General features: G+C 35.9%; 19 protein-coding genes. 3 read left to right on the top strand and 16 right to left on the bottom strand.

Annotated features, from left to right (window positions below; genetic code table 11):
• Positions 1-171 precede the first annotated feature (171 nt).
• The 4 genes from AC1EJ0_RS07415 to AC1EJ0_RS07400 all read right to left on the bottom strand — a co-directional run bounded on the left by AC1EJ0_RS07415 (position 172) and on the right by AC1EJ0_RS07400 (position 2,989).
• Positions 172-579, bottom strand: coding sequence for a type II toxin-antitoxin system HicB family antitoxin (locus AC1EJ0_RS07415; protein ID WP_480023836.1), 408 nt, complete (start codon positions 577-579; stop codon positions 172-174).
• Between the two features lie 295 nt (positions 580-874).
• Positions 875-2,341 (bottom strand): RNA-binding domain-containing protein, encoded by a 1,467-nt coding sequence (locus AC1EJ0_RS07410; RefSeq protein ID WP_480023837.1) that lies wholly within the window; start codon positions 2,339-2,341, stop codon positions 875-877.
• A 208-nt stretch (positions 2,342-2,549) separates the two neighbouring features.
• On the bottom strand, positions 2,550-2,765 hold the full coding sequence (locus AC1EJ0_RS07405) for a DUF2922 domain-containing protein (protein ID WP_480023838.1): 216 nt from the start codon (positions 2,763-2,765) through the stop codon (positions 2,550-2,552).
• Between the two features lie 29 nt (positions 2,766-2,794).
• Entirely contained in the window at positions 2,795-2,989 is a 195-nt protein-coding gene (locus AC1EJ0_RS07400; RefSeq protein WP_480023839.1) for a hypothetical protein, read from the bottom strand.
• A gap of 236 nt (positions 2,990-3,225) precedes the next feature.
• Between AC1EJ0_RS07400 and AC1EJ0_RS07395 the strand changes: the two genes are divergently transcribed.
• Together AC1EJ0_RS07395 and AC1EJ0_RS07390 are read left to right on the top strand one after the other, a co-directional pair.
• The gene (locus tag AC1EJ0_RS07395) at positions 3,226-3,777 is read left to right on the top strand and encodes a sigma-70 family RNA polymerase sigma factor (RefSeq protein ID WP_480023988.1); all 552 of its coding nucleotides are present in this window, start codon (positions 3,226-3,228) and stop codon (positions 3,775-3,777) included.
• Positions 3,778-3,877: 100 nt separating this feature from the next.
• Positions 3,878-4,324 carry a hypothetical protein gene (locus AC1EJ0_RS07390; protein ID WP_480023840.1) on the top strand — a complete coding sequence of 149 codons (447 nt, stop codon included), beginning with the start codon at positions 3,878-3,880 and terminating at the stop codon, positions 4,322-4,324.
• A gap of 288 nt (positions 4,325-4,612) precedes the next feature.
• Here the strand turns inward: AC1EJ0_RS07390 and AC1EJ0_RS07385 are convergent, their stop codons facing one another.
• Complete coding sequence (locus AC1EJ0_RS07385) at positions 4,613-5,749, bottom strand: FRG domain-containing protein (RefSeq protein ID WP_480023841.1); 1,137 nt, start codon at positions 5,747-5,749, stop codon at positions 4,613-4,615.
• Between the two features lie 5 nt (positions 5,750-5,754).
• Positions 5,755-6,378 (bottom strand): ImmA/IrrE family metallo-endopeptidase, encoded by a 624-nt coding sequence (locus AC1EJ0_RS07380; protein WP_480023842.1) that lies wholly within the window; start codon positions 6,376-6,378, stop codon positions 5,755-5,757.
• Between the two features lie 266 nt (positions 6,379-6,644).
• Between AC1EJ0_RS07380 and AC1EJ0_RS07375 the strand changes: the two genes are divergently transcribed.
• Positions 6,645-6,794 carry a hypothetical protein gene (locus AC1EJ0_RS07375; RefSeq protein ID WP_480023843.1) on the top strand — a complete coding sequence of 50 codons (150 nt, stop codon included), beginning with the start codon at positions 6,645-6,647 and terminating at the stop codon, positions 6,792-6,794.
• A 184-nt stretch (positions 6,795-6,978) separates the two neighbouring features.
• Here the strand turns inward: AC1EJ0_RS07375 and AC1EJ0_RS07370 are convergent, their stop codons facing one another.
• The 10 genes from AC1EJ0_RS07370 to rsmG form a co-directional block, all read right to left on the bottom strand.
• Positions 6,979-7,611 (bottom strand): hypothetical protein, encoded by a 633-nt coding sequence (locus AC1EJ0_RS07370; RefSeq protein WP_480023844.1) that lies wholly within the window; start codon positions 7,609-7,611, stop codon positions 6,979-6,981.
• A gap of 60 nt (positions 7,612-7,671) precedes the next feature.
• Positions 7,672-8,547, bottom strand: coding sequence for a hypothetical protein (locus AC1EJ0_RS07365; RefSeq protein ID WP_480023845.1), 876 nt, complete (start codon positions 8,545-8,547; stop codon positions 7,672-7,674).
• 128 nt (positions 8,548-8,675) lie between these two features.
• Positions 8,676-12,155, bottom strand: coding sequence for an S-layer homology domain-containing protein (locus AC1EJ0_RS07360; protein ID WP_480023846.1), 3,480 nt, complete (start codon positions 12,153-12,155; stop codon positions 8,676-8,678).
• Positions 12,156-13,411: 1,256 nt separating this feature from the next.
• The gene (locus tag AC1EJ0_RS07355; protein WP_480023847.1) at positions 13,412-14,920 is read right to left on the bottom strand and encodes an RNA-binding domain-containing protein; all 1,509 of its coding nucleotides are present in this window, start codon (positions 14,918-14,920) and stop codon (positions 13,412-13,414) included.
• Between the two features lie 136 nt (positions 14,921-15,056).
• The gene (locus AC1EJ0_RS07350; RefSeq protein ID WP_480023848.1) at positions 15,057-15,698 is read right to left on the bottom strand and encodes a cyclodeaminase/cyclohydrolase family protein; all 642 of its coding nucleotides are present in this window, start codon (positions 15,696-15,698) and stop codon (positions 15,057-15,059) included.
• A 111-nt stretch (positions 15,699-15,809) separates the two neighbouring features.
• Positions 15,810-16,703 (bottom strand): PhzF family phenazine biosynthesis protein, encoded by an 894-nt coding sequence (locus AC1EJ0_RS07345; protein ID WP_480023849.1) that lies wholly within the window; start codon positions 16,701-16,703, stop codon positions 15,810-15,812.
• 1 nt (position 16,704) lies between these two features.
• A complete protein-coding gene (locus AC1EJ0_RS07340) occupies positions 16,705-17,541 on the bottom strand; it encodes a ParB/RepB/Spo0J family partition protein (protein WP_480023850.1) in 837 nt (278 codons plus the stop codon).
• A gap of 4 nt (positions 17,542-17,545) precedes the next feature.
• The gene (locus AC1EJ0_RS07335; protein WP_480023851.1) at positions 17,546-18,316 is read right to left on the bottom strand and encodes a ParA family protein; all 771 of its coding nucleotides are present in this window, start codon (positions 18,314-18,316) and stop codon (positions 17,546-17,548) included.
• A gap of 670 nt (positions 18,317-18,986) precedes the next feature.
• Entirely contained in the window at positions 18,987-19,355 is a 369-nt protein-coding gene (locus tag AC1EJ0_RS07330; RefSeq protein WP_480023852.1) for a hypothetical protein, read from the bottom strand.
• Between the two features lie 235 nt (positions 19,356-19,590).
• Positions 19,591-20,292, bottom strand: coding sequence for a 16S rRNA (guanine(527)-N(7))-methyltransferase RsmG (gene rsmG / locus AC1EJ0_RS07325; RefSeq protein WP_480023987.1), 702 nt, complete (start codon positions 20,290-20,292; stop codon positions 19,591-19,593).
• Between the last annotated feature and the right edge of the window lie 17 nt (positions 20,293-20,309).

The following is a 20,309-nucleotide window of genomic DNA, read 5'->3' as shown; positions in this document are numbered from 1 at the left end:
TTCACATACACCGTTAGTTTGCAGAGCACTTGGATGAGATTGGCGTTGTACAGAATTTTTTGGAGCGAGTCGTATAAACATACGTCGCAGCGACAAAAGAATTCGAAACTAGCCAAGATCGCCAAGTGAATGCAAAATAACAAAAAAGAGAGCCCATAGCCCTCTCATAAACTATTTAATATTCAATTCCTTCTTCAAACCCTCAGTCAAAACCCTTGAGAAGTTAATATTCTTATTCTTAGCAAGCGCCTCAAGCCAAGTTGGTAGCGTCACCATCTTATTTTTGTAAACTTCCTTCACCAAAGAGAATTGATAAGGCAAGTAAACATTGACATAGACAGCTAAGTCGCCTTCTTTAAGATCAAGCTCATTCATATTAATGTCGTCTGGGTACTCAGTTTTTTCCTTCTCTTCATCGTATAGGCAAAGTGCAATGACCTCTTGTGCGTATCTTATGCCCTCTTCAAAAGTGTCCGAGCAAGTATAAGCGCCGTCAATGGCAGGCACGTCAATAGAGTAGCCACCATCACTTTCTTTGCTAAAAATAGCTAAATATGTTACACTATCTTGTTTTTTCATGTAAACACTCCTTTAACAAGTGATAATATTTACAAGACTATTATAACATATGTTAAACATTTGTCAATAGTTTTCAGTCGCTTACAAAATGTAGCCATCTCACCCCCCCCCCCCCACACACATAAAAAATAATCGCATATCAAATTGATATGCGACATAGTCATTAATTCTGTGTATTGCAACTTGCTGCAAGTTAAATTTTCTATTTTGACTTCATAAAAAGCTCTATTTCACTGGGTTTACATCATAAATCTATCCAAATAAATCATACATGTGCAACTTGCTGCAAGTTAAATCAAGCCCAAAAAGGAATATACTTCATATATCTCGGTGCTGTATTTTTATCAACAGGCTTAATAAGTTTTACTTCCAAAGTATCTTTAATAATTCTCGACGCTTTATATCTATCTTTATCATTTATATCAAATAAATCTCTAAGAGCATTATTTGTTACACACTCTCCATTAACATATAGAAAACAGGCTTGCATATAACAAGTTCTTATTCTATCTTCTTTACTTATCAAATCAAATGGAGCCTTCAGATATAAAGTTACTTTTGTAAATCTATCACTTTGATTTTCAATCTTAGGAGCAAGCATAGAATTTTTACTTGTAGCATATATTACTTTATCAAAGCCACTGCCTCTTTCTTCACAAATCCCACACTTATGCATGAATCCAGCAAGATTTTCATTCCTTGAAATCGGAACCGTATCTACAATACGATCTATTGAAACTAGTGGAGAACCAGCATTTGAAAATTCTATTCTATCCTTAAATAATTCAACCATCGGATTTGTACCTTTTTGTTCTATAGCTTGATGAATCATAATATTAGCAATCAGCTCACGTATAGCTATCTCTGGATAAGCAAACTTTGTTTTTCTTATAGATTTTTCAATTATTTCTTCCTGTGGAATGATAGTCAACACATATTCTACAATTTTATCATATGCTATTGCATATCCTTCACTAAATACTTTTTCTCTTATCGTGTCAAGTCTATTGTTCTCTTTGTACCAAATTACTCTTATAGACTTGTGCGATAGCCCCTCAAAGCTATTCAAGTCTTTAGAAATAAGTAATGCTCCCAAGTTAGTAATATCATAGTTCCCTGCATCATTTTTTCTTATAAATTTTTCATTAGTAAAATCATCCAATATCTTATTTTTATTTTCTGGTAGTGCAAATCCCACCTTGTCATAATATCCTGACACATTAAATAAGTTTAATACTTCATTAAACGAAATATTATCTTTTGCATTTCTTAATTCAAATGGAGTTGCATCAAATGCTTTCCATAAAGCTCTCTCTTTATCAGGAAACTCTTTCAAGTTCTTTTTGTTTGTTCCAATTCTAATATACTCTTCATTAGAAAACTTAATAGGTTGTTTTTCTGCACATGGAATCTCAAGCAAGGTTACATTTTTATCATCAATTTCTGTTTCATAAAATCTGAAATCTATTCTTGGATTTGTCATTCGAGATAGCCATGCTTCTAGTTCTTCTGAACCTTTTTTACTATTCCTATAATCAAATGTAGTTCCTAAAATTTTATGTGTACTATCATCAACACCCCAAATCAAATAGGCTTTAGGTCTTCCACATAAAGTCGCAGCATTTCCAAGAGCGGAAATATACTCTCCTATCATCTGAGGTTCACAATTATTGTGTTTAAATTCAACCCATTCTGTTTCATATGGTAAAGAAATCAACTCTCTGATTAAATTTTTAATATAATCTTGATTTTTTATTGCCATCTTCTTAATTCTCCTAACAATAACAAATAAGTTACTTATATTATAACATTTTTAGGGTATTTTTTCCACTCTAAAATTACTTGCCTATTACTTACAAAATGTAAGCACCTCACTTTTCCCCCACACACACACAAAAGAGAGCATATCATTTTGATATACCCTCTTCCTAATTACCTGCACTATTTTATTTTATCGACATGAGTATCAACTAAAATAGAACCTCTGTACTAGTTGTGATTATCTTAGCGGAATCCATCGCGTTAACCTCGCTGCCATCCTTATTCACAATAAGTTTCTTCTCAACGATACCAGCAAAAGCATTCTTCACAGCATCAGCGTCAAGACCCTCAGCAGGGTTTTGTAAACTCATGTTGTAAGCCTTACCATTCGCGCATTTGAACTTCATTTGTAGTCTCTTCATCATCTCACCCCCTTTCTAAAAATTCCCAAACACTATAACGAAATTACAGTGATCTTCTCAAGCTTAGTAATCTCCTTAGCTAAAAGCGTTCCAAACGCAGTTCTAAACATGCCAAGGTCTTCTTTGCTCGCATCCTTATTGATGTAGTTAACAGTTCTAGAGTAATTTCTCTTAGATCCGTCGCTGCCTTCACCAGTGAAGTACACCTTTACACTAATCTTATCCATCATCTCACCCCCTTCCGTGGGCCCTTGCCCTACACTTAATATATACAAAATCATGATATTATTTCCCATACATTGTCTAACCATAATTATGGAAATGGTGCAGCCAAACGTCCAATTGCACATCCATATGTCCAAAAATTGCATCAGTTTCCAAAATTTACGCACGAGATTGCGTTTGCCATGCCAATGGTCTTGCAGATATAATCGTCTTAACAATAGAGAAAGGAGAAAGACAGATGCAAATCAACTACGACAAAGTTGCGATGGAATACCAGTCGAGTGGACGAGTCGATCCCGTGGCAATGGAGAGGCTCAAACCCCTCATGATCACGATGATTAAGCGCTACTACCCGAACTTTAAAGAGTGGGACGACCTCATGCAAGAACTTAGAGTCATAACACTCGAGGCACTACTGGACTTCGATCCCGCACATGGCGCACACGCACTCGCACACATACAGTCACGCATGAAATACCATTTGCTCGGTAAGTATAAAAAACAAGTCGTCACCACCCCACTAGACGATGCCTTTTTAATAGAAGACGAGACCAGCATGGACGACTTCGAGGCACTATTCTACAACGACACACTCGGCGAAGTCTTTAAGGAGCTCACATACGAAGAAGAAAAGCTCATCTATTTAAGGTATTATACAGAGATGAACTACGAAGACATCGGCCGCGCACTAGGCTTTTCAAGAAACACCGCAGCAAGAAAGATAAACGCCCTCTTGAAAAAGCTAAGGCGCCTATATAAAAAGCAAAATAAACATACACCTAAAGTATGATTTTTAAGAAATTTCCATGAAAATGGTAAAAATTAGAACAAAGCTATTGACATAGCATGTATAAAAGACTATAATAGACTTAGTAATTAGGAGGTATAATATGAACACAAATAAGTCGTTGGCAGCCTTGATACCAGCTTATGATAAAGATGGAATGAACACGACGGTTGCCATATACGAGGACATGAGTGCAGAGAATTTGCACGTATCAATCAGAACAGCCATCTCGAGACTGTTTCAGGAGAAATTAGCAGACGAAAAAGGCTACAAAAAGTGGGCCAAGACCATCGCCAAGAAAAAGACCGGCCTCGCGCTTATGATCAAAGACACAAAGCTAGTCGGCATCAGGTGTAGAGAGGTTCGCTCCAAAGGCGACGGATCCATGATCTACCTAAACAGAGACCTAATCTACGACACAGAAGACGGCTACGTCTACATAAGAGGCCTAACAAGGATACCAGTTTTGGCGAAGAAAAGGACAATCAGAGACAGGATCAAGGACTGCGACAGAATCAGTAAAGCATACGAAGAGAAGATGCAAGGGTGAGTACAAAGGTGCCACCCCTTTTTTATGCCTTGAGATGATGATTATGGCTATGCTTATGGTTATGGCAATGGCAATGGCTTTGTGCCGATAAACTTGAGGTCGAAAAATTCGTCCTCAAGATAAATTGAAAGAAGAAGGGGAAACTGGACTCCTTGTTTCAAAAAAAGACGAGTTTCTGAAATATGAGAATAAAAAGAAGACCATTGTTTCAATAGTCTTCATATTCATAATTATTCAATTTAAAATAAACCACGCTTCAAAACTTTTCATAAAAAGCCAAAATTAAAACTAATGAAACTTCATATCTTGAGTCTCATCCTTATACTTTGTAGATAAGTACTTAATTCTGTTTTCAAAATCAGGGAACATATCCTCTTTAGTATAGTAAAACTCATACAACTTTTGACTTAGCTCATCATTTATATGTTGTAAACACTTTATTTGTACTTCATCCATGTGATCCTTAATAAAAGTTACCTTTTCTAAAAACTCATCAACTTCCTCAGGATCATTAACTATTTTTTTTAAATCCTTATCATTCTTAAGATCATTCTTAAAATCATTCAATAAATCAAACTGTTTATCAATAGCATTTTTATATTTTTCAGATTCAAGATGTAAAACTATCTTCACATAAGGAATTGCTTCAACTTCTTTTGTGCCACTTTTATTTAAAATAGCTTTTTCAAAATTTAAAAATGCACCCTTTTGCGCCAAAATTCTGTCATTAATATGACTTTTTTTAACCTCAGTAAATAAATTTAGCTTATTATCATCATCATAGTTGTTATTTATTTTAAATAAATAAAGCGTAGGCTCTTTATATTTGTCGATACTATCTCGTAGCATAAATAACATTGCGATATATGGATTTCTTGTTATATCTAAAAGAGATGTTTTTAAGCCAAAGTGTTGTAACAAAGATAAATCACTTTCTCTACAATTAATACTCTCGTCATCAACGAGCTTTGTATAATTAACCATATCAGGAAATTCAAAGGACATTCTTTTATATATGTTTTCAAAGTTTCTAAGATAGTACTTCGTTGTCTCCGATCTTAATACACCAGGTAGCAACGGATAATCACCCGCTTGTCCCCTGAAATAATTAAAATACAAATCGTCACCCAATAAAGTTTGTAATAATTCTTTATAAAGGTAGAAAATTTGCCATGATCCTCTGCTTAAATTGCGCTTAATAGATAAATTGCATCTCTTAATAGTATTGTTTAGTTTTTTATTATCAGCATATTTGCCATTATCAATTAATTTTATCCCTAATAGCTTATATTTTCTTTTATCATTAGGCTCCATGATATCTATATCAGGGCAATAAGAAATAACGATGGTGCTAGCAGAAAAATATTTCGACTCTTCATAAGAGCTCATAAAATCCTCATATATGCTTTTTTTTACATCTTCCATAACAGTTACCTAAATATATTTAAGTTTTTAAGTCTATACTTAAAAGACTCAAGCGATACATTCATTTTATTTGCAGTATTTACTGCTATATAATCAATGTCACTTTCAGAAAATTTACCTTCAGCGTTATAATCAAGCTCTGTCATCGTATCTAGCAAAGCCTCCCTGAGTAATATTTCAGGCATTAGTAATTCAGCAGCAAAACCGTTAGCACTTACTTCGTTCATCCTTTCAATAATGCCTTTGTAAACTGTATAGCTAGTGTCTCTATGCGAAACACCTTCATGGCCTAATAATATATGGCCAATCTCGTGTGCTATGGTAAAACGTTGCCTAACTTCAGGATCTAGTATATTAACATATATTGTCCCTATGTATAGGTCATTATTATGCTCACTTTTTTCCTTATTAGTCGAAGAATGTGAATTCACGCAAGATCCTGATACATTTAATATGTCACGTTTTATTCTTATCTCGCAAAGTTTTGCAATTTTTTCTACATCTACTTCAAACTCTTTTTCTAATTCCTCTCTTTCTACATCTCTTCTGTACTCACCAAACTTTTTTAAAAACTCTTCATCATAAATGTCACCATAAGTTTTTAATTTATCCATTTTTAATTTATCCATAACACTTTCACCTACTTTTAATTATACATTATAGCAAATTATTTACTACTTGTATACATATTATACCACAAAAGATACTAAATTTAAGCACTTTACAGTCAAAATTTTAAATTTTAATACTTTGTGCATAGAATTTATTTAAATTTCTTATTTAAACAAACAGCAAGATTTATTCTAGTGAACTTTGCTTTTTTTATAAAAAAACTTTTCTGACATATATATACCAGAGGCAATGACGCCTCTTTTTTATTTATGGAGGTGAGACCGTGGCAGAGAAACTAATTTCCCTACTTGCTATGACTTTAAAATTCATGTTCAAAGACAGTGCAAAAGACAAAGCAGAACTCGTGATGGCAGTAGCTAGCTTAGTACGTGAAATAAAAGATCTAGTCAAAGAATTGCGTAAGCAATATTAGATTAAATTCTTTGCTTAAATGAAAGAAGACCTATAGTGCCACTTATTTTATTAAGAGGTACTATGGGTCTTCTTTTCTAAATAAAACGCGTAGAGAGAGATTTGATGGGTGGGTTTTGAGTAAATCAATGGTTTTTATTTAATTTAATTTTATAATTCCTCAGTTATATTATTTCTCGAAAATATTAAATTGATCCTAAATCTTTTTGAATTTCATTTAAAAGCTTTATCTTTATTTTTAAAAATTCATTTATACCCTCTACATTATGATCTTCAGGTATAACTTTTGTAACACACACAAATCCTGTACATCTTTTATCAAAGGCATTTGTTACCATTAGGTTCAATTTTGTAAATTCTAATTGAACTTCAGCGCTAGAAAATTCATAAAAAGCATCTATATAGTTATCAACAAAGTAATTATATAATTCAACAGCTTCATCAATCTTATCTTCTATAAGTATCAATGCTTCCATAAGCTTCTCTAACCTATTTATTTCATCGTTATTAGTTTCTCTATTATTAGATAATTCAGTAATTCTATCCGTCAAAATTTTATGAACATCTCCGAATTTACAACCTATATAATCATAAGGATTATCTATTTGTAATAATATTTCTCTTGGTGATAACTCAGGCAAAGCTCGAACATATTTTCTTAAATTTTGATATACAGGTTCTAGCTTCTCTCTCCGTAATAACTTTTTCTCTTTCTTTTCCCTAATTTTATCGTTGATTAATGAGAATCCAAATTGAATAAATCCTCCGAGCATCAAAGTTATAACAGGAAAAACTTTTTCCCAAAATGCCTCATTCATGAATAGTCCTCCATAGTTTTTATAAGTATAATTAATATTATATCAACTCATAAACAATATTTAATTAATTACTAAATACATTTGCTTTTTAGAATTGATAGTTGTATTACATGTGTCTACCTGATTACTACGCCAATCACCAGCAATAACTATTATTGGATCATTTTGAAGATTATTATTAATATACTCTTTATATCTTTCATATAAATAATCTGTTTTAAATCTTAAAATAAATTTATATTTTATTGATTTACCTGTCGATTTGATAGGGATACCTTCTTTGATTGGAGCTTTTAAATAAATCTCTTTCTTATAATCATCATAAAAGTCATCACAAGCCTTTGCTTCAACTACCTTTTTATAAAAACAACCTCTAGGATACATATGCTTAGTTCTCTCATCTAGTATCATAGATCCAACTTTAGTATCACCATAGTATTTATCAATATCAGTTTCTTTACACATTTGATAAAGTTGCAAAATTGTATTTATTGTTAGCTTATGATTAACTAAATCACCTTTGTTATTATTTTTTGATTCGTCCACAGTATTTATGTCCTTATCTTTATCTTTATCTTTATCTTTATCTTTATCTTTATCTTTATCTTTATCTTTATCTTTATTTTTGTTTTTCTTCTTTTGTCTATCTGGTGCTAATATATTATCCATAGTATTTTCAAACTTAAACAGTGAATCATCAAATATACTTCTAATAAAAGGTACAGTATCGTTTTTATAAGGACAGTTTTTTATATGTCCTTTCGTAGGTAACGCTCTAAAATACGGCACTTTTAACCCCTCTTTTGAGCATAGGCGCATCTCGGCATTACACTCTTTATTCAAGCAATAATACGTAAATTTTCTATCATCCACAGCTGCTTGTTCAGCTGTTAATGCATGATTTCTTTCTACATCTCTAAAGGCACACTTAGCCATATAATCACTCCTTAATTTTATATTTTCTTAAATCTTTTACCCATATATCAATTTATCTAAACAAACTATTCTATGTACAAAAAAGGAAGGTCATACGACCCTCCTCTTTTATTCTAGTTAATTATTAACTATTTTGCTAATATTTTTACTTCTCCAGTAGCTACGTTAGCTGAACCATATTCTACTGCAACTTTGTATTCTTTTCCAGAAACTAGTGTTACAGCTGTAACTTTTACAGATTCAGTTGGATAAGTTTTTTGGATTTCTCTGTTAACATAAGTTTGTACATTAGCTACAGTCATTTCAGCTTCAGTTAATTCAGAAGCTGGAGATACTAATGCTAATAATTCTGGTAATCTCTTATCATTTTTAGCTTGTTCTTCTTGTGCTGCAGTTAACTTAGTAACTTTTTGGTTTGCTATAGTTACTACAGGTAAAGTAGCATCTTCTCTGCTTGATACTTTAACTGTAAATGGATTATTTGTGTCAACGTTTAAGTGAATCTTACCATTTTCAGCTCCGTTGGCATCTGTGCTAAATAAACCTGCTTTCTTAAGTTCATCAATAATTAAGCTTACATAAGCTTCTCTTTCAGATTTAGTTTCAGTTGAAGGGAAAACAATTTCATTATTAGTTGCTAATCCCTTAACTATATCTTCAGCTTTCTTTAAGTTAGCTTTTGCTTGTTCTTTAGCTGTAGGTGGTACAGCTGCACCTTTCTTACCAATAACTTTTGAAGCGTTATTGTATCTATCAGCTACAACTTCTACTTCACCGTTTAAGAACATAGTTTCGAATATTGCTAATCCAGCATATCCTCTGCCTACAAATTCTTCATGCATTCTGCCATCCATATCACGAACTATTCTAGTGTATTCAGTTCTAGGATCTACAGTGTATGATTTGTAGTAACCATTTTCTCTAACTGTAATATAAGAAGTTGAAGAACCATTGTTCTTTACATCTGTTAATATAGTTAATGTTGGAACGTCGTCAGGTCTAACAAATCTTACTACTTCTAGATAAGTTTTAGCATCATCTAGGTAATAAACTTGTGCGTAATCTCCATCGTTGTTGTTGAAGATTGTTGTTCCGCTGTACATATAAACTTCTTTTGTACCAATCTTAAATGTATTTCTTCCATCAACTTTTACAAGTCTGTCAGGTGTTTGTCCTGATGGAATTACAACATCAGCAACTCTACCAGTAAGAACTTTGTCCTTATTGTCTATAGTTTCTTTTACTAATTCTAGTAATACTATGTCATCAACACCGAAGTCTTTAGTACTTGGAAGTAGATTTACTACATATTCTTTTCCGTCTGCGTCAACAAATCTTGCATCAGTTAGTCTCTTGTTTTGAAGAGCTGCATATTTGTCTTTTGCTACAGCGTAAATTTCTTTAACAGCTGTTTTGTTAACAGCGTTTTGGAATATTACAACGCTTGCAATACCATCGTTATTGCTTAAGAATTTATAGTGTTCTATATCAAGGTTATCTAACTTTCTAGCAAACTCACCTTCGCTTAGAACATAAGCTCTTAGTAAAGTATTATTTTTGTTATCTTCGATAAACTTGTTGATATCTTTAACTTGTGTTAATTCGTTGTTCTTATTTAATGAATAAGCGTGTAGGTTTTCGAAGTGTCTGTATTGCATGTTACCAGCTTGAATGTATCTATAGTTAATAGATGCCTTCATTAATTTTAACATGTAATCTTGTCTATCAAGAATAACTCCCATACAGCCTATTTCTTCTTCTCCAGCTCCTTCGTAATAAACGATATCGCCATATTCAAAAGTATTTTGTAATGTATGGTTATTTAATATCTTATTATCTTCAAAGTAGTAAGTATTTCTACCTTCTTTAGCCCAGAAAGCATCTTCGCTTGAAGGTAATAATTGTACTTCACCGTTTGATCTAATTCTATTTACAGCATAGATACCATCTTTCCAAGACTTAGCTGATTCAACTAATTGAACTGAGTTGTCAAGAGCTAATAAAATCTTAACATCATCTTCAATAGCTAATCTTAAGTCATGTCTATCATCTACTACAAAGTAGTTCTTTCCTTCTAAGCTATAGATAGCTTTTAGGTATTTAGCAAATTTTAATAGATATTCAGCATCTTTAGTTACAACATAGCTTCCGTATGGATGTTGAACAGTTTTTTCAAATTTTGCTTTTACTGTAGCATCTTTTCTAACGATAGCGTTTTCATAGTTGTTGTAGAAGTGGATAACATCGTCTTTAACGATATCTTTTACTTTACCAACTGTGTAACCGTTCTTGTCATGGAATACAACTCTTTCATCTAAGTCAGATGCTTTTGATACTCTAGCGTCTCTTGAATCGTCTAGGTAATAAACAGTTTCATCTTTAACTTCTGTAACTGGTGCTACGTCGTTAAATTGATAAGCATCGATAAATACTACTTTACCATTCTTAATAGTTGCTCTAGCAAAATCGTATCTTACTGATTCATATTTTGCAGCAAAATCTTCATATTTGTAGTCCTTATTGTTTAGATATGTTCTGTAGATTCTTTCATCTTCATTGTCATATCTTTCATCAAATAAAGCAGTATATCTTCTGTCACCATTTAATTCAAACTTTTTAGAATTAACATCAACAATCTTACCTTCTACATAGTCGTAAGTCTTATCAACATTGATTTCAATAACGTTGTTATCTTTATCAGTTGTGATATCGATTACTTTACCAAGTAATTCTTCAGGGTCTCTCATTAATTCTTTGTCAAGTTTATATTTGTGTTGGTCGCCTCTCTTTGATCTAGTTGCGCCTACCCAGTTAGCTTCTTGAACAGGTTTAATAACTTCAACAACAATTTCGTCGTCATTCATCTTTTCAACTCTAGAGTTTTCTAGAACGATTGCTTTATCAATCTTTCTTTCGCCAAATTCTTTACAGTTAATCATGTTGTAAAGCATCTTGAAAACGTCTCCTCTAGTAGCCATGTCAGTGTAAGCTGGAACTTTTACGTCGTTAAATAGACCTAGTTGTTGAGCTTTTACAATGTATCCTGCTGGATATACTGTACCAACTTCTGCTTGGCCAAGAGCGATAGTTAACATTGTAGCCATGTCTTGGTAAGAGATTTGTCTGTCTGGTCTGAATGTTCCGTCTGTGTAACCGTTTACAAAGCCTTGTTGTTTAGCAACTGCGATGTAGCCGTTTGCCCAGTGGTTTGTAGGAACGTCTTTGAATCCTGTAGGAACTGTCTTAAGAGCTTCAGCTGATTTTTCAAGATTTTTTGCTCTAACAATCATAGAAGCAAATTCTGATCTCTTAACGTTCTTTTCTACCTTGAAGTCGTCTGAATCTGCTGAATAACCAGTGATGAAACCAGCCTTCTTAAGAACTTTGATAGCTCTTTCTAGAGCTTCGTCCTTAACAGGTTCTTCTTCCTTCTTTTCTTCTGTCTTTTCTTCAGTTTTTTCTTCGGATTTTTCATCCTTCTTGTCTTCTGTCTTTACTTCTTCTGCTTTTTTATCGTCAGCAGGAGTAGTAGTTTCAGCTAGAACTGAAGTAAATGAGCCTACTATCATGATCATAGCAAGTAGTAGTGCAAGTAATTTTTTACTCATGTCTAATGACCTCCTTTTGTATTTGTGTAGGATAAGCCTACACTCTTAATGTATTATACCACCTAAAAGTGAATATTGCAAGAACAAATCAACTTCTGTAATATAACTGTAACAAATGGTTAAATTATCTAATGAAGAAATAATAGCTTATGTGTTCTTTCTTTAGAAATATTCATAAGATACTAATCCATTTGTTGCGAGCTTGTAAGCGAGTGCCTTGGGTAAGGCCGCTCTAAATATAATTTGCAATAATTATTTCAGTTGATTGCGAGCTTGTTAGCCAGTTTCTTTTGTAAATCTGCTCTAAATACAGTTATTACAAATGTTATAAAATTTGTTTCTTGCTTCAAAACAATTCTAGTGGTACTTTATTTACAATTACATTATAACACAGAAAAAGCGTTTTGTTTGTTAAGAGTGTGTTACAAAAGTCGATTCGCGTGTAAAACGACTTTTGCGTTTTGCCTTTTACGCGCGCTTGACATATGCCGGGCGTATGACATATGCCAGGCGTATGGTATATGACGAGTGGATGATATGTGTCGGGCGATTGATATATGCGCTTGGGCGACCATTATCAGGGAGGGTCTATATAAAAGAAAATTTATTTATATAAATTTTCTTGCGATTCAAAATACTTACGTATTTTAAATCTAAAAATGGAAGATATATATTTGAATGTTTGGTATTAATAATTCAAATATTAGCTAAGTATGTGTATATTGCTTATGTTTACGAAGTGGCAAAACCATTCTCAAAGAATATTTACTCTATGTGGCTTGACAATGTCTTCCTTATATAATATAATACACTCTGTAGTTCGAAGTAGTTGCTAGTACACTGAACTACACGGAAAGTAATCTAGGGGGTTCTCCTTCGTAGGCTGCATGCTGGTCTTGATCGGTTTTGGATACGCATGTGGCTACCCAAGTCTCGCATCACGAACTTTTTACTTAAATCGAGGCTCTCGGGCAAGGGCTAGGCTCGAGTTTGGGTTTTTAAAGAAATCCTCCTTCATTAATAGATTTCTTTGCCCCTGAAATGGACTTTGGGGTCCTTGATTGCTTTCTTGTTTACTATTACCATCCCCAAAAGCAGTACGCCGTGTGTGTGCTGCTTTTTTTATGTGTATGGGTGGGGTGCGAAGTGGCGAGACCATTCTACACGCAAAAAAAGACGCCTCGTGTGAAGCGTCTTGATAATTGATTTATTTTGTTTTGATTTAATTTGTATTATATATATACAAAGGAAGATAGTTACTCGTCTAGTTCCCAGTGGCCATTGCTACCGCGGCCAATGTATTTAAGATTGTCGATTTCTTTTATTATTCTCTCTACAGTCTTTTTGCTTACGCCAAGCTTATCAGCTATGGATTGTCTAGTAACTTTATTATTATCCCTTATTTCTTGTTTGATAAATTCAATAATTTTTTCATTTTCCTGAGCGACATCCTGGGCGACATTTGCGGGCGACATTTTGTCTCCATTTTCCTGTGATGTAGTTATATGCTCATTTTCCTGAGCGACATCCTGAGCGACATTTACATTTCCATCGCCATTATCCTCTTCTTCTGAACCAACTTTTTCTGTAGCTATCCTCTTAAGTGGAACTATGGTTCTAAAGACATCGCCTTCCTCGAATATTGGATCTGTAGCGGAATATAGTCTTGTGTACTTATATGTGTTACGCATGCCTGAACCAAGCTCGTCTGCTAGGCCTATCTCTCTAAAGACTTTGGATATTGGCGGATTTTTGGGGAATGGCTCGAACTTTTTAATATCTAAAGCGCCGATGCCATGTGCAAGGTTACTGTTCTCAACAACTATTTTCTCGTCATCTATAATCATTTTAGCTGGAAAACCGCTTGAGTAATCTCTGTGAGCGAGTGTATTTGAGACTATCTCTCTAAGTATTCTGTCTCTGGCGCTCACGTTGACGATGCCATCTAGCACAAAGAGGTCGTTTAGGTGTTTTTGACCGAAGGCTATGAGCCTGTCGTATGAATCGATAAGGTTTGTGGTGATGACGTCTCTGTCGTCGTAACGGTCTTTATTAACTACTCTGAAGATGGCGTCTGTCTTATGCTGCGGGAGTACTGACATGATGGCGTTGTCTTTGCCAAAAAGCAGTATGGCTGCTAGTGTAAGGCCGTCTCTACCTGTTTGTGGGTCGATGAGTATCAGATTGGCACTTCTAAGTAGTTCCTCGTCTGTCATGTCTTTCCACGAATGATTTTGATTTCTAATTGAGGCTCTCTTTCTGACTCTGGCAATGATTGAGCTGTCTAGACAATCAAGTGTCAGATTGGGGAAGACTTTGTTAACGAAGTAGCTGCCTTGTTTACGAGCGTACATCTTATAAACTAGCTCGGAGCTATCTGTGATGTTGACGTCGCCCTCGTATGACCTGTCGAATATCTTCGAGCCGTGTCTACAAACTTGGTAGCCTTCGGGAACTTGTATGTGGATTATGTCTTTGCCATCGATCACTATGTGTTCTGGTGTGAGGTATAGGGGCGGATAGATCTTTTTAGGATTGTTTATGGCTGTCGTGAAATCTTTGATCATCTTATCTACTTTTGCTGGATTGACGCCGACTATCTCTCTTTTGTCATTAACGCCTAAGATTATATGGCCGCCTGTCCTATTATTAAATGAAGCAACTGTATCGTAGATGTCTTTATTGAGTGCATTTTTCGACTCTTTTAGCTCGACGTCTATCTTCTCTCCTGTTGCGATAAACTTTTTTATCTCTTCTATTGTCATTTTGACCTCCTTTCTTTAATATTGTCTTAATATTTTGAAAAATTGACGCTCCACAAGTGAAGCGCCATACAATTTCAGTCTTAGATTAAAATACCTCCGTATTTTAATCGCAGGATAATTTTAAAATAAAATTATCCTACTTAGTCAATCTATCATATACTATGCCAAGTGTTTCTTCTTTATATTTCTTGGAAGCGGCAAGCATGTCGTCGACTTTTTTCTTTGTTTCTGCTCTGAAGGCTTCGTCTTTAAGTGATTTTAGGTTGATTGTAACGTTTAGTAGTGCGCCTTCAACGCCTGTTTGTAATAGTAGGCAGCCTACGCCAACGTCTGTGATAGCGTTGATATTGCCGTTTTGCGCGAAGATCTTTTGCATCTTCATGGCTTCTAGGCCTAGTTCTGCGCATCTGAACGGTATTTCAAGTGCTACTTTATATCCTTCTTGGATCTTTTCTGATCTGATTTTCTTTTCTTCGTCTGTTTCTTTTGGCATCTTAAGTGCTTTGATTACGTCATTGAATGCTGTTGAGTCTGTGTCAACGATTTCTTCTAGCTCGGCTGATAGTTCTACTAGCTTTGCTGAGTAGTCTTTCATTGTGTTTTGGTCTGCTTCGGATAGTTCCCCGAAAGCTTTTTTGCCTTCTGTTAGCGCCATGACCATGTTTGTTAGGGATGCGCCTAGTGCTGATGAATAGGCTGCAACTGAGCCACCGCCTGGTGCTGGTGAGTCTGATTTAACTTCTTTTAAATAATCTCTTAGTGATTTTTCGATTAACATAATTTTCCTCCTTGATATTGTTTTGTTTGTGGAATGGCTGGGCCACGATAATAGCTGAGCCACTGTGTATATAATTTTCTTTTGTAAAAAGTTATCTTCCTTTAATATATATTAGATATTCAAGATACCATCCAAAGAAATACGTGCCGTCCCCATAACCGTAATAAACGCCGAATCCTTATCCTCAAGATAGCGCGTTTGTACTCTTGACGGTCTATTCATGGTCTCGCCTTGATGCATCCTAGCTTTGAGCTTCGTCGTTAGCTTATTCTTTATCAAATAGTATTGCAGCGCCGCATTAGCGTATGCGGAGGAGCTATCCTCTTCAAAAGCGAGGTCTTTTGTGTAATTCCTTACGTAGTAAAAACCATCTTCGGCTTCATTAAACAGGTGAACGTTGTCCACGCCTATGGTCTTGGCTGCATCTTTGAATTTAAATTCGTCTATTGTGTAGCCGTAAAGTGCCTGTATCGTCTTAATTGGTACTATAAGTGTCTTTTCTTCTGCTTCGACCACCATGGCCCTCGCGTCAAGACCATTCGCAAGGCCGATATCGGCTGTTGAAAGGCTCATGGCGCTGAGCATATTTGTTATGTCGGGCGAGCTATTTACAATTGCTGGACGGCTGACCTCTATCTCCAAATTCTCTATCTTGTAGTCTTTGTAATAGATGTAGACTTTTTTCTTTGAATTTTTATCGACTTCGTAGACGAGCTTGACACCATTCTCAATGGCTTTGATATAACCAAGGTTTGTAAGTACGTAGAATAGCGCAAGTGAGCCTTGTCCGGAGCCTTCGAGTTCTGTTTTACTTGTGAAGTATCTGGTTCTGAAGACGTCTTGGTCTACTGGCTCTGCAAAGGCTGTAAGGCCGGCTCTGAGCTCGTTTGCGATGATTTGGTAGTCTTCTTCTTTGAGGCCTTCTGCGTCGGCAACTACGCCGATGGGTGTTCCGCCGAAGCGGCATGTTGCGAAGGCGTCAACGATGTATACGTGTAGATCCATACTAATCCTCCGTGATTAAGTCTGTAAGCCTTGTTAGGTCGTCGTCTGTGTAATAATCGATGGTGATGGAGCCGCCGCGCTTTGTGTGCTTGATGGCAACTTTTGTTGAAAGAAATTCCTCAAGTCTCTCGCGGATGTCTTTGATGTAGATGTCTTCTGGCTTTGCCTTCTTTGGCTTACGTGTTCTTTCCTCTGTATGCCTAACTGTTAGGCCTGCGTCTTTTATTTTATGAGCAAGTTTTAAGCGCTCTTCCTTTGTATCTAATGATAGTATAAGTTTTGCGTGTGATACGGTGATCTCGCCATTCTTAAGCATTTCAAGTATCTCGTCTTCTAGGGATAATAGTCTTGTCATGTTCGAGATATATGGGCGTGATTTGCCAACAGCTTTGGCGATGTCATCTTGCTTTAGTCCGTACTTTTCCTTTAATTTTAAATATGCAATGGCCTCGTCGTATGGGTTTAGGTCCTCTCTTTGAACGTTTTCAACGAGTTGAAGCTTGTCGACTTCTTCGTCTTCATAGTCTCTGACGATGGCTGGGATCATGCTCTTGCCAAGCTTTTTAAAGGCTCTGTAACGTCTTTCTCCGGCTATGATTTGATACTTGCCTCCATCCATTGGCCTGACTACTATTGGCTGAAGTAGACCATTCTTCTCTATGGACTCTGCCAGCTCTTTGATGGTATCTTCCTTAAAAGACTGACGCGGCTGTGCCTCTGTTGGCACGACCATTGCCATATCTATATCCATAAGCTCGTTCTTAGACTTTTCTGTGATTTCTGTGATGCTTTCAACGCCTAGGAGGCTGCCTAGGCCCTTGCCAAGTTTCTTCGCCATATAATCACCTTCCTTGCTTTTGTAAAAATTCTTCGGCTAGATTCATGTAATTTTCGGCTCCTTTTGAGGCTTTATCGTACTCGAAAATGCTCATCGAGTAGCTGGGCGCCTCTGCAAGACGGATGTTGCGGTTAATGACCGCTGTGTAGAGCTTCGCGCCAAAGAAGTTTTGAACCTCGGAGAAGACTTCGGTGTGAAGATTATTTCTCGCGTCAAACATGGTAATCAGAACGCCTTCGATTGTAAGGGCCTGATTGTAATTTTCTTTGACTAGCTCTATGGTCCTAATGAGTTTCGAAACGCCTTCAAGTGCGTAGTACTCTGCCTGTATCGGGATGATGACTGAGTTTGCGGCCGCGAGACTCATGATTGAAAGGATGCCAAGTGACGGAGGCGAGTCGATGAAGATGAAATCGTAATCATTTTTGATCTCGTCCAAACGGCGCTTTAAGATCTCTTTCCAATCGCCTTTTTGTGCAAGCTCTATCTCAAGTCCCGCGATGTCTGTCGATGAGTCGATGACGTGGAGCTTATCTAGCTTAGTCGGCTTAATTAGTGATCTGATGTCTTTTGTATCGTCTGTAAGGAGCGTGTATGTGGACGAAGCCGCCTCGCTGTAGTCCTCAAGCAGGCCACTCGATAGGTTTGACTGAGCATCCATATCGACGCACAAGACCCTCTGGCCAAGCTTTGCAAGCGCATAGCTTAGGTTGATGGCTGTCGTTGTTTTGCCGACGCCGCCTTTTTGATTAAATATGACAATAGTTTTGGACATGAAATCACCTCTGATTTAATAATAGCACAAAGTGCCGTAAATATCAATAGCAATTTATGGACAAGTCAATTCTATAAAAATTTCGCCTAGAACTCGAACGCCCTCGTCACAGCTCCAATGTACTACTTGTACTATTTCGCCGTGAACGCGTTCTTATCTTCGTCCTATGCATAAATTTTTCCGACGAATTGATCTTGTCTTTTGGGGTGCGGTGAGTTTTTAAGAGGAATGTTCCACGTGGAACATTTTTTTGGAAATGGATTTGCGTCGATAGATGTTCCACGTGGAACATTTTGATTGAGCTGATATAATAGTTTTGTTTAAGAGATGATACTCGAAAAGTGATTTTTCTTTATGACTTATTTATTTAAGATCAAAATTCTGTTTTCACTATCAAATGACAGAAAAGTGTTATTAACGAAGTGACGCATCTGAGCAAATTGTGAAATTTATTAGCGAAACGAACTGCCCGAAAATCCATCTAGCTGAGCGTAGCGAACGAATATGGATTTTCAAGTGAGTGAGCTTTTAGAAATTTCCAATTTGTGAAGCCTAAGTCACGAGTAATACACTTTTCGTTAAATATTGCAAATAAATCACTTTTCGTTATTGAGCCAAACAAAAAAAGAGACCATATCAAATATGATCTCTTATATTATCATTCTCTTGACTACTTAGTAGGTCCGCTTCTTACAACGCATATAGAGCCATCTGGGTAAGTAGTCTTTTCATAATGTTCAGTCTTTATTTGTGGTTCTAGGTCGCTATACTTAGGGTTCATTGAATCCCAAAGCTCGCCATTTTTTAGTTTAAGTATTAGTTTATCTGCTGTTTCTTCATCGACGTCATTCTTTAATAGATTCTCTTTTACTTTGTCTAGTAGTTCTTGCGGTATATCTTGTGGGCCAGCACTAAAATTATCTAAGTCTGCTAAATCAAACTCACTTGCTTCTTCTGCTTCTTCATTTGTCTTTGCGCATCCAACGCTAAACGCCATTACTAAACAAAGCGCAAGTACTAAAAATAATCTCTTTTTCATAATTACATCTCCTTCATAATAATTAGACATCCTTATTATTAATATACCCAAATAAAGCAGTTCTTATTCAGCATTAATATTTCGTTTATTTATACTAAGGCAGCTACATTTATAAAATAATCAATGCTAGTCTTCTTATTATATAGTAGCAAGCACAAAAAAGAGACCCATAGGTCTCAATTATAAAATATAAATTCATTACGTAGCTTGGTTCGCAACGCAAATCGAATGCGAACTAGATGATTGGATTACTCTTTGCTAAATTTTTTCCCCTCGGATACTTCTTCGGTGTCGCTTTAACTTTTTTCACAATCACTATCGATCGATCAAACTCATCAAAGAGCCTATACTTGTGTATATCAACAATCTCTCCACCCATTGCCGCTATAGCTTTCTTTGCCTCCATAGCTTCTTCATCTATATCGCCAGACTTCATAGATAGCATAAATCCGCCAACTTTCACGAAGCCCATCATATACTCTGTAAGTGTGGATAGGCGAGCGACTGCTCTTGAGATGGCTACGTCGTAGGCCTCGCGATGACCACTCACATGAGCAAGGTCTTCGCTCCTTGCGTGAACTGTCTCTATATCTTTTAAATCCAAATCCATAATCACTTCGTCCAAAAATTTTAATCTCTTCAATAAACTATCGTTAAGTAAAATCTCTTTTTCTGGAGCGAGTATCTTCAGAACAATGCCAGGGAAGCCGGCGCCAGTGCCGACGTCTATTATCTTCTTCGCATCTTTTAGCTCTGAAAGAGTAAGAGGGTAGGCGCTGTCGGTGAAGTGGAGCCTGTCGACCTCATCTGACTCGGTGATGCCAGTTAGGTTCATTACCTTATTTTTCTCCACGAGCATATCCTTGAAGCGCTCTAGCTCAGCTATTTGCCCATCTGTAGCGTTTATATTAATCTCATTCAAATAATCTTTCAGCATATTTATCCTTTCAAATG

The organism is Fenollaria sp. C0166D3 (assembly GCF_056590255.1).
The sequence above is the reverse complement of the archived record's forward strand: the minus strand, read 5'-3'. Positions and strand labels throughout refer to the sequence as shown.

Excerpts from the sequence above, each read along its gene's own strand:
- AC1EJ0_RS07410 (WP_480023837.1), bottom strand. The coding sequence starts at position 2,341 with ATGGCAATAAAAAATCAAGATTATATTAAAAATTTAATCAGAGAGTTG.
- AC1EJ0_RS07405 (WP_480023838.1), bottom strand. The coding sequence starts at position 2,765 with ATGATGAAGAGACTACAAATGAAGTTCAAATGCGCGAATGGTAAGGCT.
- AC1EJ0_RS07370 (WP_480023844.1), bottom strand. The coding sequence starts at position 7,611 with ATGAATGAGGCATTTTGGGAAAAAGTTTTTCCTGTTATAACTTTGATG.
- AC1EJ0_RS07415 (WP_480023836.1), bottom strand. The coding sequence starts at position 579 with ATGAAAAAACAAGATAGTGTAACATATTTAGCTATTTTTAGCAAAGAA.
- AC1EJ0_RS07355 (WP_480023847.1), bottom strand. The coding sequence starts at position 14,920 with ATGACAATAGAAGAGATAAAAAAGTTTATCGCAACAGGAGAGAAGATA.
- rsmG (WP_480023987.1), bottom strand. The coding sequence starts at position 20,292 with ATGCTGAAAGATTATTTGAATGAGATTAATATAAACGCTACAGATGGG.
- AC1EJ0_RS07400 (WP_480023839.1), bottom strand. The coding sequence starts at position 2,989 with ATGGATAAGATTAGTGTAAAGGTGTACTTCACTGGTGAAGGCAGCGAC.
- AC1EJ0_RS07335 (WP_480023851.1), bottom strand. The coding sequence starts at position 18,316 with ATGTCCAAAACTATTGTCATATTTAATCAAAAAGGCGGCGTCGGCAAA.
- AC1EJ0_RS07360 (WP_480023846.1), bottom strand. The coding sequence starts at position 12,155 with ATGAGTAAAAAATTACTTGCACTACTACTTGCTATGATCATGATAGTA.
- AC1EJ0_RS07340 (WP_480023850.1), bottom strand. The coding sequence starts at position 17,541 with ATGGCGAAGAAACTTGGCAAGGGCCTAGGCAGCCTCCTAGGCGTTGAA.
- AC1EJ0_RS07330 (WP_480023852.1), bottom strand. The coding sequence starts at position 19,355 with ATGAAAAAGAGATTATTTTTAGTACTTGCGCTTTGTTTAGTAATGGCG.
- AC1EJ0_RS07380 (WP_480023842.1), bottom strand. The coding sequence starts at position 6,378 with ATGGATAAATTAAAAATGGATAAATTAAAAACTTATGGTGACATTTAT.
- AC1EJ0_RS07395 (WP_480023988.1), top strand. The coding sequence starts at position 3,226 with ATGCAAATCAACTACGACAAAGTTGCGATGGAATACCAGTCGAGTGGA.
- AC1EJ0_RS07345 (WP_480023849.1), bottom strand. The coding sequence starts at position 16,703 with ATGGATCTACACGTATACATCGTTGACGCCTTCGCAACATGCCGCTTC.
- AC1EJ0_RS07385 (WP_480023841.1), bottom strand. The coding sequence starts at position 5,749 with ATGGAAGATGTAAAAAAAAGCATATATGAGGATTTTATGAGCTCTTAT.
- AC1EJ0_RS07350 (WP_480023848.1), bottom strand. The coding sequence starts at position 15,698 with ATGTTAATCGAAAAATCACTAAGAGATTATTTAAAAGAAGTTAAATCA.
- AC1EJ0_RS07390 (WP_480023840.1), top strand. The coding sequence starts at position 3,878 with ATGAACACAAATAAGTCGTTGGCAGCCTTGATACCAGCTTATGATAAA.
- AC1EJ0_RS07365 (WP_480023845.1), bottom strand. The coding sequence starts at position 8,547 with ATGGCTAAGTGTGCCTTTAGAGATGTAGAAAGAAATCATGCATTAACA.